At 65.2% G+C, this 14,900-nt stretch carries 14 protein-coding genes; 5 read left to right on the forward strand and 9 right to left on the reverse strand.

The features are described from left to right. Positions 1 to 89: 89 nt before the first annotated feature. From ACTHN9_RS08600 to ACTHN9_RS08635, 8 genes are all read right to left on the reverse strand, one after another. Positions 90 to 662 (reverse strand): CoxG family protein, encoded by a 573-nt coding sequence (locus ACTHN9_RS08600; protein WP_440536336.1) that lies wholly within the window; start codon positions 660 to 662, stop codon positions 90 to 92. Between the two features lie 285 nt (positions 663 to 947). Beyond that, complete coding sequence (locus ACTHN9_RS08605) at positions 948 to 2,345, reverse strand: amino acid permease (protein ID WP_440536337.1); 1,398 nt, start codon at positions 2,343 to 2,345, stop codon at positions 948 to 950. 143 nt (positions 2,346 to 2,488) lie between these two features. Beyond that, on the reverse strand, positions 2,489 to 3,145 hold the full coding sequence (gene rqpR, locus ACTHN9_RS08610; protein ID WP_440536338.1) for a response regulator transcription factor RqpR: 657 nt from the start codon (positions 3,143 to 3,145) through the stop codon (positions 2,489 to 2,491). Positions 3,146 to 3,149: 4 nt separating this feature from the next. Then, positions 3,150 to 4,157 carry a sensor histidine kinase gene (locus ACTHN9_RS08615; RefSeq protein ID WP_440536339.1) on the reverse strand — a complete coding sequence of 336 codons (1,008 nt, stop codon included), beginning with the start codon at positions 4,155 to 4,157 and terminating at the stop codon, positions 3,150 to 3,152. A 480-nt stretch (positions 4,158 to 4,637) separates the two neighbouring features. Then, positions 4,638 to 5,408 (reverse strand): ferredoxin--NADP reductase, encoded by a 771-nt coding sequence (locus tag ACTHN9_RS08620; RefSeq protein WP_440536340.1) that lies wholly within the window; start codon positions 5,406 to 5,408, stop codon positions 4,638 to 4,640. Between the two features lie 264 nt (positions 5,409 to 5,672). Continuing rightward, a complete protein-coding gene (locus ACTHN9_RS08625) occupies positions 5,673 to 6,317 on the reverse strand; it encodes a LysE family translocator (protein ID WP_440536341.1) in 645 nt (214 codons plus the stop codon). Positions 6,318 to 6,372: 55 nt separating this feature from the next. Then, complete coding sequence (locus ACTHN9_RS08630) at positions 6,373 to 7,182, reverse strand: endonuclease/exonuclease/phosphatase family protein (protein ID WP_440536342.1); 810 nt, start codon at positions 7,180 to 7,182, stop codon at positions 6,373 to 6,375. A 29-nt stretch (positions 7,183 to 7,211) separates the two neighbouring features. Continuing rightward, complete coding sequence (locus tag ACTHN9_RS08635; RefSeq protein ID WP_440536343.1) at positions 7,212 to 7,805, reverse strand: hypothetical protein; 594 nt, start codon at positions 7,803 to 7,805, stop codon at positions 7,212 to 7,214. 412 nt (positions 7,806 to 8,217) lie between these two features. On the opposite strand from ACTHN9_RS08635, the gene ACTHN9_RS08640 reads away from it, so the two are divergent. The 3 genes from ACTHN9_RS08640 to ACTHN9_RS08650 all read left to right on the forward strand — a co-directional run bounded on the left by ACTHN9_RS08640 (position 8,218) and on the right by ACTHN9_RS08650 (position 11,066). After that, positions 8,218 to 9,195 carry an AAA family ATPase gene (locus ACTHN9_RS08640; RefSeq protein ID WP_440536344.1) on the forward strand — a complete coding sequence of 326 codons (978 nt, stop codon included), beginning with the start codon at positions 8,218 to 8,220 and terminating at the stop codon, positions 9,193 to 9,195. A gap of 238 nt (positions 9,196 to 9,433) precedes the next feature. After that, positions 9,434 to 10,540: an NAD(P)/FAD-dependent oxidoreductase gene (locus tag ACTHN9_RS08645; protein WP_440536345.1), complete on the forward strand. Its 1,107-nt coding sequence runs from the start codon at positions 9,434 to 9,436 to the stop codon at positions 10,538 to 10,540. A 211-nt stretch (positions 10,541 to 10,751) separates the two neighbouring features. Then, a complete protein-coding gene (locus ACTHN9_RS08650; RefSeq protein WP_440536346.1) occupies positions 10,752 to 11,066 on the forward strand; it encodes a high-potential iron-sulfur protein in 315 nt (104 codons plus the stop codon). Between the two features lie 92 nt (positions 11,067 to 11,158). Here ACTHN9_RS08650 and ACTHN9_RS08655 read toward each other — a convergent pair whose 3' ends face one another. Then, positions 11,159 to 11,854, reverse strand: a complete 696-nt coding sequence (locus tag ACTHN9_RS08655) for a dienelactone hydrolase family protein (RefSeq protein WP_440536395.1) — start codon at positions 11,852 to 11,854, stop codon at positions 11,159 to 11,161. A 266-nt stretch (positions 11,855 to 12,120) separates the two neighbouring features. Between ACTHN9_RS08655 and ACTHN9_RS08660 the strand changes: the two genes are divergently transcribed. Both ACTHN9_RS08660 and ACTHN9_RS08665 read left to right on the forward strand, forming a co-directional pair. Next, complete coding sequence (locus ACTHN9_RS08660; protein ID WP_440536347.1) at positions 12,121 to 13,236, forward strand: NAD(P)H-dependent flavin oxidoreductase; 1,116 nt, start codon at positions 12,121 to 12,123, stop codon at positions 13,234 to 13,236. Between the two features lie 455 nt (positions 13,237 to 13,691). Beyond that, the gene (locus ACTHN9_RS08665; protein ID WP_440536348.1) at positions 13,692 to 14,840 is read left to right on the forward strand and encodes a branched-chain amino acid ABC transporter substrate-binding protein; all 1,149 of its coding nucleotides are present in this window, start codon (positions 13,692 to 13,694) and stop codon (positions 14,838 to 14,840) included. Positions 14,841 to 14,900 lie beyond the last annotated feature (60 nt).

Here is a 14,900-nt window from a genome sequence, read left to right on the forward strand (position 1 = left end):
GCCGATGTCGGCATGCCGTTCGAACCCGACGCCCGAACGGCGGCGCGTGTGCGCCGGCCTACGGTCGGCAAGCCAGCGCACACGGTTGCTCAGGACCGCGACGTCCATGCTTTCCACGACTTGCCGCCTTTGCCCCCCGGCGCCGACTCGAACACGGCCGCATGTTGCCCCGATGGCCCGGCCGGTTGCGGCGCGTCGCTCGGCAGTGAGTTGTCCGCCGCGCTTAGCCGCGCGGCGAAGCGCTTGAAGAATTCGTCGGCGACTTTGCGCACGACATCGTCGGCGGGGCTCTGTCCGTCTGCGTGCAGCGTTTGCGCATATGCCGTATAGAGCAGCGTGCTCGACGCATCGCCGTCGGCTTCGAGCCGTAGCCGCGCCCCGTGTGCCCCGCCGCCGTTCACCGTGCCGGCCGGCGGTGCCTCGAGTTGAAACAACAGCGTGCGTGCGCCCGGCGTGTCGACTTCCGTCAGCCGCACACGCCCCTTGAATCGCGTTCCGACCCCATCGGCGCCGAGGTCGACGGCGAGTGCAAAGCCGTTTTCCCCTTCGGCTTGAATGTCTTCACAGCCGGGAATGCACGCGCGCAAGATCGCAGCATCGGACAGGGCCTCCCAAGCCCGTTGCGGCGGCACGGGCAGCGTGTAGCTTTCCGTCAATTCCATTGCGTTGCTCCTCCTTCTTCAATAGGGAAGGGCCGGCGCCCGTCAACGGAGCGTCGGAGATGATCAGCGGAACTTGTTCATTATGGACCGCTCAGCGCGCGTGAGTTCAATGCGCAGCGCATGCTTTCGCGCAGCAAGGCCTGTGCAGCGTGCCGTAAACAAAAACGGCATCGCTGCGTAAAGCCGGCGATGCCGTTCGGATGCCGCAGGGGCGCGGTGTTCAGCACCCCGCTCGGGGCACCTCGCCGCCGCGCTAACGCGCTAGCGGCGGCAGTACATTCGCACTCACGCCTTGCCGCGAGCCAGCAGCGAATGCTTGCGCGAGTAGCCGAAGTAGACGGCCAGACCGATCAAGAGCCACACCACGAAAGCCACCCACGTGATCCACTGCAAGTTGATCATCAGGAACACGCAAGCCGCCACGGCGAGTAGCGGCAGGACCGGCACGCCGGGGCAGCGGAACGAGCGCGGCAGATGCGGATGCGTACGGCGCAGGACCAGCACGGCGATCGAGACCATCGAGAACGCGGCGAGCGTGCCGATGTTGATCAGTTCGGCCAGGACGTTCAGCGGCACGAGTGCGCCGATGAGGCCGAAAAAGATGCCGACGAGCCAAGTGGTCGTGACCGGCGTGGCGAAGCGCGGATGCACGCGCGAGAGCACCGGCGGCAGCAAGCCGTCGCGCGACATCGCGAAGATGATCCGCGTCTGGCCGTAGCTCATGACCAAAATGACCGTGAGCATGCCCAGCACGGCGCCGAGATCGATAAAGCCAGCCACCCAGTTCTGCCCCGCCACTTGCAGCGCGTACGAGACCGGATGCGAGACGTCGGCGAAGCGCGGCGAGGGCACGATGCCGGTCACGACGGCGGCCACCGCCACATAGAGCACGGCGCACACGGCCAGCGACGCGATGATGCCGATCGGCAAGTCGCGTTTCGGGTTCTTGACCTCCTCGGCCGCGGATGAAACGGAATCGAAGCCGATGAACGCGAAGAACATCACAGCGGCGGCACCGAACACGCCATGCCAGCCGTTCGGCATGAACGGGTGCCAGTTCGCCGGCTGCACGTGGAACGCGCCCACCGCGATGACCGCGAGCACGACCGCGACCTTGATCGCCACCATGATGTTGTTCACGCGCGTCGATTCGCGCACGCCGACGGACAGCAGCGTCGTGATGACCATCATGACGAGGAACGCGGGCAGGTTGAACAGAGTGGTTACCCCGGCCACCGCGCCGGGCGCCGCCGTGAGCGCCACGGGCAGTTTCAGGCCGAAGCCCGCCACGAGCGATTGCAGATACCCGGACCAGCCGACCGAGACGGCCGAGGTGGCCAGCCCGTATTCGAGCATCAAGTCCCAACCGATGATCCACGCCGCGAGTTCGCCGAGCGTCGCATACGAGTACGTATAGATCGAGCCCGCGACGGGAATCGTCGAGGCGAATTCGGCATAAGCGAGACCGGCCAGCGCGCACGCGACGGCGGCGATCAGGAACGCGATCATCAGCGCGGGGCCGGCTTGCACGGCGCCCGTGCCGGTCAGCACGAAAATCCCGGTGCCGATGATGGCGCCGATGCCGAGGAACGTGAGATCGAGCGCGCCGAGGGCTTTCTTCAAGCCGGTGCGTTCGGCACCGGCAATCATCTGCTCGACGTTTTTCTTGCGGAAGAGGGACATGGAACGGGAGTCTCCTATGGGTTGCACCCAATGGTGCAACTCTGTACGGAAAAACCCTAGATTCTAGCCCATCGGGCCCGCAAGACCGGTTGCGACGCAAGTAAATCGGAAAAGTCTGACAAACGATTAATCGTGCCCTGAATTCATCCCGTCATCGCCGGGTTCAGGTCCACGAGCCGATTGCTCATGACGTAGAAGGTAAGTTCGGCGTTGTTGCTGAGCTTCATCTTTTCGAGCAGGCGCGCGCGGTAGACGCTCACCGTCTTTACCGATAGCGAGAGCGCATGGGCGATGTCGGTCAGCCGCTTGCCCGATGCGAGCATGCACAGCGTCTGGTACTCGCGGTCGGACAGCTTTTCGTGGGGGAGCTGATCGCTGTCGAACGAGACGTAATCGGCGAGCGCCTCGGCCAGCGCGGGGCTCACGTATTTGCGGCCGGCAGCGACCTGCCGAATCGCCTCGATCATTTGCGAGGCCGTCACCGTCTTCGACAAATACCCGGCCGCGCCCGCCTTGAGCGAGCGGACGGCGTACTGATCCTCGCGATACATCGAAAACATCATGACGGGCGTGCCCGGCGCACGGCGCTTGACGCGTTTGAGCACTTCCACGCCGTTCATGTCGGGCAGCGAAATATCGAGCAAGACGATGTCGAACGTATCGCCATCCAGGCTGGCGAACGCCTGCGCACCGCTGTCGGCTTCGACGACTTCGCGCGCAACCCCATGATTGATCAAAAGCTGACGAACGCCTTGGCGGACGATGGCGTGGTCGTCGACAAGCAAGATCCTGAGCGTCATTGCCTTACCTCGCGCGCCTGACGCGGGTTGCACCTCGCGCACCGCGGCCGGTGGCGGCATCTTGCTCGTGCCCCATCGCGGCCCACAGGAAGTGCGCTCGCACGGTCGTGCCCGAGCGCGCGGCCGGGGCGTCGGTATCGCCCCCCCAGGCGCCGTGCCATAGGGCGAACGATTCGTCGCGCAGCCGCGAAGCAATGCGCACCGCGCCGCCGAATCCTTCGCAGCGGGCGCGCATCCCCGGCAGCCCGAAGCCGCGTGCACTGATCGAATCCGGCGCGCCGGCGCGGCGAGCGCGGGGCGGCATGCCGCGGCCGTCGTCTTCGACGATCAGCACCAAGCGCTTGGCGTCGGTTTGAATGCGGATATCGGCGCAGGTGGCGTCGGCATGCTTGGCCACGTTGTTCAGCGCCTCCTGGGCCACGCGCATCACGGCCAGTGCCGCATCGGCCGGCAATTGCGCCAGGCGCACGTCGGCTGCGCAGACGAAACGCGTGGCCAGACCCGTGCGCTCCGAGAACGCGCGTGTCCATTGCGCGAGCGCGGTGGCAATTCCGCCCTCCACGTCGGGCGCATGCAACGATTGAACGAGCGTGCGGCTGGCTTCGCAGGCCGCCTCGAGCGAGCGCTGCGCAACGGCGAGCGCCGCCGCAGCCGCCCCGGTGTCGCCCCCCGCGCTCAACGCGTGTTCGACATTGGCCAGTGCGAAGCGCGTCGCCGTCAATTCGGCGCCGAGGCCATCGTGAATCTCGCGGGCGACGTGTCGTTTGATGGCTTCGCCGATATCTTCCAGCTCGGCGGCGTGCTCGCGCGCGTGCCGCTCGTTACCGTCGCCCTTGGGTTCCTCCGAGAAACCGGCCGGCGCGGCCGCAACGGGGCGGAGGCGCGCATCGCGTTGCCGCGAACGGTCCGCCTTGCGCGCCGCGGCGGGAGTCGCGCCGGCAACCAGCGGGACGCCCGTCGCGGCGTCCGAATTGGGGTGCTGCCGGGCGGAATTGGCCAGACGTTGACTCATCGCGAAGACCACATCTCACATTTGAACGCGCCACGCCGGAAAACAGGACGTCCGCACGTAACGCAATTTACATCTAGTAACAACCGGACCACCGGCGCCAAACCGTTTCCATTCGACCCTTCTTCGGGGCGGATCATATCCCAAAATTCGGAAAATTGGCGTCGCGGCAGGCGTTACGAAGTGCTTATTGACAGATTGGACGTTTTTCGCTGTAGGAAAAATTCCTACGAGGGGATGGCGCTTCAGGACGGGGTAAATGTAACAAGAACGCTGCGACGATGCGTCGCAGATAACGCCGCAGGCAACGTAGCAGGTAAGCAAAAACGTAAGCAAAAACCGAAGCACGAAGGCTCCGGTTTTGGGGGATGCCGGCTACGCCGGGCGGCGCAGCGGACACATGCGTGGATTGGCCGGTCATCGAGACCGGCACGGGGCGTGCCGACCTTGGGCGTGCTAACGGCGCCGGTCGACGCTCGGCTGTCAGCCGACGAACGCTTTCTCGACCACGTAGTGGCCCGGTTCGTTGTTGCTGCCTTCCTTGAAGCCGAGGCCGTCCAGCAATTCGCGGGTGTCGCGCAACATATGCGGGCTGCCGCAGAGCATGACACGGTCGTTCTCGAGCGAGAACGGCGGCACGTTCAAGTCTTCGAACAGCTTCTTCGTATCGATCAGTTCGGTGATCCGGCCGCGGTTGTGGAACGTTTCGCGCGTGACCGTCGGATAGTAGACGAGCTTTTCGCGGACGATTTCGCCGATGTCCTCGTGAGCCGGCAGGTGTTCGGTGATGTAGTCCTTGTAGGCCAGTTCGTCGACGAAGCGGCACGTGTGCGTCAGCACGACCTTCTCGTAGCGGTCGTACACGGTCGGATCCTTGATGATCGACATGAACGGCGCGAGGCCCGTGCCCGTCGAGAGCAGCCAAAGCGTCTTGCCCGGCAGCAGGTTGTCGGCCATGAGCGTGCCCGTCGGCTTTTTGCCGATCAGGACTTGGTCGCCGACCTTCAAGTGTTGCAGACGCGACGTGAGCGGGCCGTCCTGCACCTTGATGCTCAGGAATTCGAGATTTTCTTCGTAATTCGCGCTGGCCATGCTGTAGGCGCGAATCAGCGGTTTGCCGTCGACTTCGAGCCCCACCATCGTGAATTGCCCGTTTTCGAAGCGAAACGACGCGTCGCGAGTGCAGGTGAAGCTGAACAGCGTGTCGGTCCAGTGGTGGACGGAGAGGACGGTTTGCGGGTTCAGATTGCTCATGGCTACTAGAAAGTGCGAAGGGAAGGGCACCAAAGCGCTCGGCACACGAACGCTCAGGCCGGCGGGGCAAGGGCGAAGGGCTGTCGCGGGGCTGCGTCTCACGACGCTGAAAACCGGACATTTTACCGCGCCTCGAACATCACCGGGGCCCGTGGGGTTTTTCGCCCAGCGGATAGACGCCGCGCAAGCCGTCGCGAGCGCCGACAGGACGGCGCCGGCGGCTTACTGCGACAGGGTGCCTCAGCGGCTGAGCGCCTCGGCGCCTCAGCGTTCGGCGACGAGCTTCGCGCCGAGCCCGACGAGGGCCGCGCCGCAGAACGCGTCGATGGGCCGGCGCACTTTGCGGTAGCCGCGCTGCGTGCGCTCGCTAGCGAACATGAACGCCATGCCGCAGTACCAGCTCGCCGAGAGCGAACCGACCGTCGCGAACACGGCGCCGTAGAACCAGAGCGGCGGATGGGCGGGGAACATCGTCGCGAAGACGCTGGTCCAGAACGCGACCGATTTCGGATTGGTCGCGCAGGTCACGAAGCCCGACCGATAGGCCCGAAACCAGGCAGCGGCGTCGTGCGCGGCGCCGGGCAAGACCTGCGCGGGCGTCGGCGGAGCCGGGGTGCGGCGGGCGCTGGCGCGCAGCAGCTTTAGGCCGAAGTAGACGAGGTAGAGCGCCCCCGCGATGCGCAGCCCGGTATAGAGCCATTCGAGCCGCTGCAGCACGGCCGCGAGACCGAGCATCGCGAGCGTGACCCAGAGCATCGAGGCGGTACAGACGCCGAGCGCGGAAGCCGCGCCGTGGCTACGCCTGCCTGCCAGCGACAACTGCGTGATCATGAAGAAGTTCGGGCCGGGACTGGCCGCGGCCATCAAATAGATCACGGCGATTTGCGCGAGGATCGGCAGGAAATGCATCGGGGCACCAGGCGAAACGGGTACGGGAGGGCCTAATCTAACCGAACTTGCGCGTTCAGTCTTTCAATTCGAGCCGGGCGATGTAAGGCAGGTGATCGGAAAGCCACGCCGTTTCCTGCGTGGGCGGGACGCAGGCGATCGGCTGCATGCCGCGCACGAACATTTTGTCGAGCGCGAGCGCCGGCGAAAACGCGGGAAAGGTGCGCGCCGGTTGCCCCAGCAACGTCGCCACTTCCACGAGCCCATGTTCGCCGAAGATCCCGACCGAATCGTTGCGCCAATCGTTGAAGTCGCCCGCGAGCACGAGTGGGCCGGCCGGCGCCTCGCGCGCGATCCAATGGGCGATCCAGTTCATTTGCCTGACGCGAGCCGCGCGTGTCAGCGCAAGATGCGCGCACAGCAACGTGACAGAGTGTCCCGCGAAGGCCGCGCGTGCGACGAGCAAACCGCGGCGCTCGAAGCGGTGGGCGGAGATGTCCCAGCGCCCGCCCAAATCGAGCGGGTGCGGCGAAAGGATCGCATTGCCGTGGCGCCACGAGGGTTTGAAGACGTTCGGCCCTAGCGCGATCTCGAGGTCGAGCGAGTGGGCGATCTCCGTGGCCTGGCATTCCCAGACATCGGCCAGCGGTTCATGCACGGGTGCGCCGAAACTCGTCGCGAGCACCGGGCCCGGCATGCGCCGCGCCATCGCTTCCTGCAGAAAATAAACGTCGGCGTGCGTGGATTCGACCCAGCGTTGCATCGCCTTCCACGCGGTAAAGCCGAGCGGCGACCTGCCCTTGTGCAGGTTCCAGCTAACGGCCACGAATTCCTTTTTTTGCGGGTGAGCCGCAACGGCCTGGGTCAATTCTTCGGGGTTTCGCATGCCGCGTTGCATCCGCTTCGTTCCAATCGTTAATGAGACGTGACGCCTGCATGCACGCGATAGACGAGCGTCGGATTCTTGTCGATCAGCGTCCAGTCGGCCGATTCGCCGATCGGCACGAACAGGCCGGGATGGCTCGCATTCACGCGTCGCGGTTGCGGCGGCAGCGCACAGCCTTCGGGCGTTGTCGGGGCCGTATCGTCCTCGATCGTTTCGTCCGCGTCGATGGCGAGCGTGATGCCCTTGATATCCGCCGCGACGGGCGACACGGAAACGGTCCGTGCAAGATCGATGCCGCCCGCGGGGTTCTCTTTGCATCCCACACGGTGCGTGGTGGGGTGATGATGCGTATCGCTGAAGGTTTGCCCGACCATCGTCGTGGCTTGGAACGTGTCGATCGTTCGACCGTCGCGCACGACGTCGAGCTGCCAGGCGACGGCCGTGGGCATGGCGCCGAGCGCGGACGAATCCGCAGCTGGGGCGGCGGCGCTTGCGGCCGCGTCGCCCGCGGCGGCCGCCGCGGTTGCAGCCAGCGTGCTTGCCAACATGAGCGCGGCCGACATGCCGAGCGCTCCGAGGACGCCGCGGCGCAGCCTGGCGGCGATAGGGGTAACAGGCCTCATCGAACCCTTTCTCCTTCGCGCGGAAATGAATCCAGCCGAATGCGGCCGCGCGGGACGACAAGCGCCCATCTTACGCCTAACGCGGCGCTCGCCGGGCGCCGTATGCCGCGGCCCCCGTGGGCCGAAGCGCGGATGCCCAGGACAACGCCAGGCGCAGCGCCGGCGCGCCGGGCACGCTCTCGCATGGGTTGCGTTTCGTTACCGTCCGTTTCGTTTTTTTGGTTTTTCGTTATTAGCAGCACGTACGCCGCGCTGCTGGCTTTTCGCATGGAACTTGCTTCGCTACACTGAAACCGGAATTAGCGAACGATGCGCCGCTTCCGAAGGCCGCACGAGAGGGCAGCACAATGGATCGACGGGGGCGCGCTCGGCAATGTGCGACATGCGCTTGGCATGGCATGGGAGGTGAGCGATGACGACTGCCGTAGTGAAACAGGAAATCGCAGTGGCATCGTTCAGCAAGGTGTACGACCTCGATCGGGTCGAGACGGCGCTGAACGAGTTGTCCGAGGGCGCGAACGACGCGTTGCGCGCCACGTACGAAAAAATGCTGAAAGTGGGCAACTTGCGGTTCTGCGTCAAACCGAATCGGATGCCCGCGATCGATGCGCTCATCGACGCCTTGCCGAATTTTGTCGATCCGCTCGAGGACGTGCGCCGGCAAGTAGCGTTATGCGTCGAAACGGAAGACCGGCTCGAACTGATGCCGATCCTTTTGCTCGGCGATCCGGGCATCGGCAAAACCCACTTCGCCAAGGCCCTCGCGCGCTTGCTCGGCACCTCGCACCACTACGTCGCCATGAGTTCGCTCACGGCAGGCTGGATCCTCTCGGGCGCGTCGTCGCAATGGAAGAACGCCAAGCCCGGCAAAGTCTTCGAAACGCTCGTCAACGGCAGCTATGCGAATCCGGTGATCGTCGTCGACGAACTCGATAAAGCGAGCGGCGATTCGCAGTACGATCCGCTGGGCGCGCTTTACGCGTTGCTCGAATACGAAACGGCGCAGACCTTCATCGACGAGTTCGCCGAGGTGCCGATCAACGCGGGCCAAGTGATCTGGATTGCGACGGCCAACGACGAACGCTCGATTCCCGAACCGATCCTGAGCCGCATGAGCGTCTACGAAATCGCACCGCCCGATCGAGAGGGGGCGCGCCGCATCGCGCAGACGATCTACGACGAAGTGCGCTGCGCGCACGGCTGGGGGCGGCGCTTTCCCGAACGGCTTGGCGAAGACGCGCTCGAAGCGCTCTCGCGCGCCTCGCCGCGCGACATGCGCCGCGCAATCCTGCATGCGTTCGGGGAAGCCCGCGTCGATGGGCGCGATGTCGTGCGCGCGGCCGATATTCGCCCGGAACGCGGGGCGCGTCGCCGGCCGATCGGCTTCTGAAACACGGTTCTTTCGGCCGTAGCGCCGGCCTTTCGCTCGCGGCTCGGAAGGGGGCTCGCGGTTCGCGTCGTACAATGACCCTACGCCAGATCGACGCGACCGACGCGACATGACTCGGCGCATCGATGCGAGGGCAGAGACAGGACGTTCCAGGCGCAACCAGCGTGTTCGCGAAGAAGTTCCACCGAAGTTGCAGGCGGACGGAGAAGCGTGCCCGAGCGGGCCGCGACGAAACAATATGGATGAGATCGAATGTGTGGTGATCGGCGCGGGCGTGGTCGGTCTAGCGATTGCACGCGCGCTGGCCGAGCGCGGCCGCGAAACGATCGTGCTCGAAGCGAGCGAGGCTATCGGCACCGGCACGAGTTCGCGCAATAGCGAAGTCATCCACGCGGGCCTGTACTATCCGCGCGGTTCGCTGAAAGCGACCCTGTGCGTGCGTGGCCGCGAAATGCTCTATGAATACTGCGCCGAGCGCGGTGTGCCGCATCAGCGTTGCGGCAAGCTGCTCGTTGCAACGGCGCGCAATCAGCTGCCGCAATTGGCGGCCATCGAGGCGCGCGGCAAAGAAAACGGCGTGCTCGATTTGATCCGCCTGTCCGGGGCCGATGCGCAGGAACTCGAGCCGGCGTTGCAATGCGAGGCCGCCGTCTTTTCGCCGCAGACGGGGATCGTCGACAGCCATCAGTTGCTGCTCGCGCTGCAGGGCGACGCCGAGCGTGCCGGCGCCGTCTGCGCGTTTCATTCCCCCGTTCAATCGGTCGAAGCGCGGGCCGGGCGTTTCGTCGTCGCGGTGGGCGGCGAATCGCCCACGACGCTGTCGGCCGCCTGCGTCATCAATAGCGCCGGCCTGCACGCAAATGCGCTCGCTCGCAAGATTCGTGGCCTCGACGCGCGGCACGTGCCGCCGCTTTATCTCGCGCGCGGCACCTACTTCAGCATTTCCGGGCGCGCGCCGTTCTCGCGTCTGATCTATCCGATGCCGAACGAAGCGGGCCTCGGCGTGCATTTGACGATCGATCTCGGCGGCCAAGCGCGTTTCGGTCCCGACGTCGAATGGGTCGATACGATCAATTACGACGTCGATCCGCGCCGCGCCGATGCGTTTTACGCGGCGATTCGCGAGTATTGGCCCGAGCTTCCCGACGGCGGCTTGCAGCCCGCCTATGCGGGGATTCGTCCGAAGCTGTCGGGACCGGGCGAACCGGCCGCCGATTTCGTCATCCAAGGGCCGGCTGCGCACGGCGTGCGCGGGCTCGTCAACTTGTTCGGGATCGAATCGCCGGGATTGACGGCCTCGCTGGCGATCGCCCTGCGAGTGTGCGAGATGGTGGGCCGAGGCTAAGGGGCGGGGGAACTCGGCACGCCGGCACGCCGTTTTGCCGTTTGGCCCCTTCGCTGGTTCGCTCGGCAGACCGCGACGTGCCGGCGACATCGGCTGGGTTATCCGCGACATTTGGCCGATGTAGCTGCGCCGAGCGCGCTTCATTGTTATGCTTGCCCCCTGCTGCCGCGAGAAGCAGCGGTGAGTAGGACCATATAAAGGAGAGTCCCCCATGAAATCCTCCCGTCGCACGTTTTTGATCACGAGCTTGGGCGCTGTTTCCGCATTGGCGTTGGCTTCCCGCGAGGCGCTGGCCGATGCGCCGCACGTGGCGGAAAACGATCCGACCGCCGTGGCGCTCGGCTACAAGATGGACGCGAGCAAGGTCGACAAGGCCAAGTATCCGAAGTACGCCGCGGGCGAGAAGTGCGCCAACTGCCAATTCTTCCAAGGCAAGGCCACGGACACCTTCGCGCCGTGTCCGATGTTCGGCGGCAAGCAAGTCGCGAACGGCGGCTGGTGCAGCGCCTATTCGAAGAAAGCGTAAGGCCGTAGCGGCCGGCGGCTCGCTTAGCGCGCGCCAGCCGCATTGGCGAGCCAAGAATCGGCACGACGTAGACCGCCGCGCCGATTCGCCGCTCACAAGTGCTGCGAGAGGAAAGTCAGCGTGCGCCCGTGCGCGAGCGCGCAAGCGTGCTGATCGAAGGCGGACCGGTCCGAACAATTGAAGCCGTGTCCGACGCCCGGATAGTCGTAAAACTGCGCGTTCGCATGGCCTGCGAACTGCTGCTTCACTTGCGCGACGGCCGCTAGCGGAATCGACGAATCGTGCTCCGCGTAGTGAAACACGATCGGCACACGCACGTTCGCCGCTTCGTCGAGCTTGTTCTGAATCCCTCCGCCGTAATACGAAACGGCCGCATCGACGGTGCCGCGCGCCGCCATCAAATAGGCGAGCTGCCCGCCGAAGCAAAAGCCGACCGCACCGATTTTCCCTGCCGTTTCCGGGAGCGCGCGTAGCGTCTTGGCCGCCGCGCCGAGATCGGCCACGGTCTGCGGCACGTCGACGCGCTTGAGCAGCGCGAGCGCCTGGTCGCGGTCGGCGCCCTCGTAGCCGAGGTCCACGCGCCGCTCGGCGCGCCAGAAGATATCGGGTGCGAGGGCGACGTAGCCCGCAAGCGCATATTGCTCGGCCACCGACCGGATATGGGCGTTCACACCGAAGATCTCTTGCACGATGATGACGCCGGGGCCTTTGCCGGCACGCGGCAAGGCCAGGTAGCCATCGTAACGCTCGCCGTCGCCGGCATCGATTTCGATCCATCGAGTCGTCAGACTCATCGACCACCTCCTATCTCTCGAGTCGCAAGGGTTGCCAGTTTCGCATCGATCGGCGACGCGCGCTCGACAGGGCGTCCCGCCGTCGCCGTTCGGGCCGAGCGGTCGTTCATCGAATGCGAACGAAACGATCTCGATAATTCATTTTTCGTGCGGGTGGCCCGGGCGTAGAGTGAGCCCATTTACGGGCCCGCACGCGGCGCATCGTGACCTGCCGCCTACCGCCAGCCGGCCCGAACCGAAACGAGACAAGGAGAGTCGAGATGAACGCGAGCACGACGAGCCGCCACGCCACGGCGTTTGCGCGGCGGTTCGATTTGCGCCTGCCGCTCGTGCAGGCACCGATGGTGGGCGCGAGCACGACGGCGCTCGTGGTCGCGTCTTGCAACGCCGGTGCGCTCGGCTGTCTCGGCGCGGGTGCCATGACGGCCGAGAAGATCGCGGCGGAAGTGGCGCAGATTCGAGCCGCCACCTCGCGCGCGTTCGGCCTGAACCTGTTCGTGCTGGAACCGGCGGCGCCCGACGACGCGACCGTGCGCCGCGCACTCGGCGCGATCGACCCGCTGCGTGCCGAATTCGGCTTGCCGCCTGGGCGAGCCCCCGAACGTTACGCGCCTGCCTTTCGCGAACAGCTCGATCAGGTCATCGCGCTGCGCGTGCCCGTCGTCAGCTTTACGTTCGGCGTGCTGGACGCGGCCGACGTCGCGCGGCTAAAGGCGGCGGGCAGCTACGTGATCGGTACGGCCACCCACGTGGCCGAGGCGCTGGCGTGGCGCGACGCCGGCGCGGACGCCGTCTGCGCCCAAGGCGCCGAGGCCGGTGGCCACCGGGGCACCTTCATCGACGCCGAGAAGAACCCGCTGGTCGGCACCATGGCGCTCGTGCCGCAGCTCGTCGATGCGCTCGGTATTCCGGTGCTGGCGGCCGGCGGCATCATGGACGGCCGGGGCATCGCGGCGGCGCTCGCGCTGGGCGCCCAGGCCGCGCAGCTCGGCACGGCGTTTCTGCCATGCGCCGAAAGCGCGATTGCTAACGACTGGCGCAGGCGGCTCGCGGCGAGCAGCGATACGTCGACCGCGGTGACGCGCGCCATCACGGGCCGCTACGCGCGCGGCATCCGCAATACGCTCATGGACCGGCTCGAAGCCGAGCCCGCGCTCGTCGCGCCGTACCCCGTGCAAAACGCCCTCACGCAAGAGCTGCGTCAAGCGGCCGCGCGTGCCGATCGGGGCGAGTTCCTCTCCCTGTGGTCCGGACAGGGCGCGCCGCTGTTGCGCGGCCGCCAGGCAGGCTGCGGCGCGGCCGAACTGATCGACGCGCTCGATGCCGAATGGCGGGCCGCTTCGATGCGCGCGTCGGGCTTCGCGGCATTGGAATAATCCGTCTAGGGCGTGCCGTATAAGCGAGCGTTCACCGGACGACTGAATGACATTCGTATGTCCGCCTTAGCGTTCTTTTTGATTGCGCTCAACGCTTTCGCGCATCGCTTTCGCAATTGAAAGTGAAGCTGTTGCGCGGGCGCCGCACCCCCCGACTGCTCGAAAACCCGCATGCTTAGTGGGTTTCGGGGCAGCAGGGGCGGTTTCCGCAAACGCTTTTTGCGGCCGGCGCTATTAGTAGTCTTCCCACTTTCTCAAAAAAATCCCCAACTTTAATTTGTTGCCCTACACTTGCGCGCAGCACGAAGGCGCGGCCAGTCACGAACTCGCCGGCTCGCGTGCACCACCAAGTGCATGACGATGCATCCGACGTAATTGCCCCTTCGACGGAAAACAACAGGAAGGCGGGGATTCGGGCGATCACGTCGTTTTTGGGACCGAAACCGGAGACTTACATGAATATCAAGATGCAAAAACTGTTGCCGATCACCGCGGCTGCTATGCTGTTCGCGACGATGGCAACGGGTGCCGCGGCAGACGAAATCGTCAAGATCGGTCACGTCGGGCCGCTGACGGGCCAAATCGCCCACCTCGGCAAGGACAACGAAAACGGCGCGCGCCTTGCCGTCGAGGAAATCAACAAGAAGGGCCTCGTGATCAACGGTCAAAAGGTCACGCTGCAACTGGATCCGCAGGACGACGCGGCTGACCCGCGTCAGGCCACGCAAGTTGCGCAAAAGCTCGTCGACGACAAGGTCGTCGCGGTTGTCGGCCACCTGAACTCCGGTACGTCGATCCCGGCTTCGAAGATCTATAGCGATGCAGGCATCACGCAGATCTCGCCGTCGGCAACGAATCCCCAATATACGCTGCAAGGCTTCAAGACGACGTTCCGCGTCGTGGCGACCGATGCACAGCAAGGCCCGGCTCTCGCAAACTACGCGTCGAAGGATTTGAAGCTGAAGAAGGTCGCAATCGTCGACGACGCCACGGCATACGGCCAAGGCCTGGCGAACGAATTCGAGAAGACGGCGAAGTCGCTCGGCATGGATGTGGCCTCGCATGACGCCACGAACGACAAGGCTGTCGACTTCCGCGCGATTCTGACGAAGATCAAGGGCGAAGGCGTCGACGCAATCATGTACGGCGGTATGGACGCCACCGGCGGCCCGTTCGCCAAGCAAGCGAAGCAGCTCGGCTTGAAGGCCAAGATCCTCGCGGGCGACGGCGTGTGTACCGACCAGCTCGCCACGCTGGCTGGCGATGCGACCGACAACATCGTGTGCTCGGAAGCGGGCCGCTCGCTCGAGAAGATGGGCAAGGCCGGCGAAGAGTTCCAAGCCAAGTTCAAGGCTCGCTTCGGTGTGCCGATCCAGATCTACGCACCGTTCACGTATGACGCCGTGTACATCATCGTCGACGCGATGAAACGCGCGAACTCGACCGATCCGGCGAAGATCCTGGCCGCGATGCCGTCGACGGACTACAAGGGCGTGATCGGCGAGACGCAATTCGACGCGCACGGCGATCTGAAGCATGGCGTGATCTCGCTGTACCACTACGTGGGCGGCAAGAAGACGCTGCTGAGCGAAGTGAAGCTGTAAGCGACCGGCTCCGGCCGGACCGATCGAGGGTGGCGGGCCGCTTGGCGGCGGGCTACCCGC

It is taken from the genome of Trinickia sp. (assembly GCF_051953405.1).
Classification (GTDB): Bacteria; Pseudomonadota; Gammaproteobacteria; order Burkholderiales; family Burkholderiaceae; genus Trinickia.

What these genes read in the sequence shown, in the direction of transcription:
- ACTHN9_RS08650 (WP_440536346.1), top strand. Translation starts at nt 10,752, where the DNA reads ATGAAATCCTCCCGTCGCACGTTTTTGATCACGAGCTTGGGCGCTGTT.
- ACTHN9_RS08635 (WP_440536343.1), bottom strand. Translation starts at nt 7,805, where the DNA reads ATGAGGCCTGTTACCCCTATCGCCGCCAGGCTGCGCCGCGGCGTCCTC.
- ACTHN9_RS08600 (WP_440536336.1), bottom strand. Translation starts at nt 662, where the DNA reads ATGGAATTGACGGAAAGCTACACGCTGCCCGTGCCGCCGCAACGGGCT.
- rqpR (WP_440536338.1), bottom strand. Translation starts at nt 3,145, where the DNA reads ATGACGCTCAGGATCTTGCTTGTCGACGACCACGCCATCGTCCGCCAA.
- ACTHN9_RS08660 (WP_440536347.1), top strand. Translation starts at nt 12,121, where the DNA reads ATGAACGCGAGCACGACGAGCCGCCACGCCACGGCGTTTGCGCGGCGG.
- ACTHN9_RS08630 (WP_440536342.1), bottom strand. Translation starts at nt 7,182, where the DNA reads ATGCGAAACCCCGAAGAATTGACCCAGGCCGTTGCGGCTCACCCGCAA.
- ACTHN9_RS08625 (WP_440536341.1), bottom strand. Translation starts at nt 6,317, where the DNA reads ATGCATTTCCTGCCGATCCTCGCGCAAATCGCCGTGATCTATTTGATG.
- ACTHN9_RS08665 (WP_440536348.1), top strand. Translation starts at nt 13,692, where the DNA reads ATGAATATCAAGATGCAAAAACTGTTGCCGATCACCGCGGCTGCTATG.
- ACTHN9_RS08615 (WP_440536339.1), bottom strand. Translation starts at nt 4,157, where the DNA reads ATGAGTCAACGTCTGGCCAATTCCGCCCGGCAGCACCCCAATTCGGAC.
- ACTHN9_RS08605 (WP_440536337.1), bottom strand. Translation starts at nt 2,345, where the DNA reads ATGTCCCTCTTCCGCAAGAAAAACGTCGAGCAGATGATTGCCGGTGCC.
- ACTHN9_RS08640 (WP_440536344.1), top strand. Translation starts at nt 8,218, where the DNA reads ATGACGACTGCCGTAGTGAAACAGGAAATCGCAGTGGCATCGTTCAGC.
- ACTHN9_RS08620 (WP_440536340.1), bottom strand. Translation starts at nt 5,408, where the DNA reads ATGAGCAATCTGAACCCGCAAACCGTCCTCTCCGTCCACCACTGGACC.
- ACTHN9_RS08645 (WP_440536345.1), top strand. Translation starts at nt 9,434, where the DNA reads ATGGATGAGATCGAATGTGTGGTGATCGGCGCGGGCGTGGTCGGTCTA.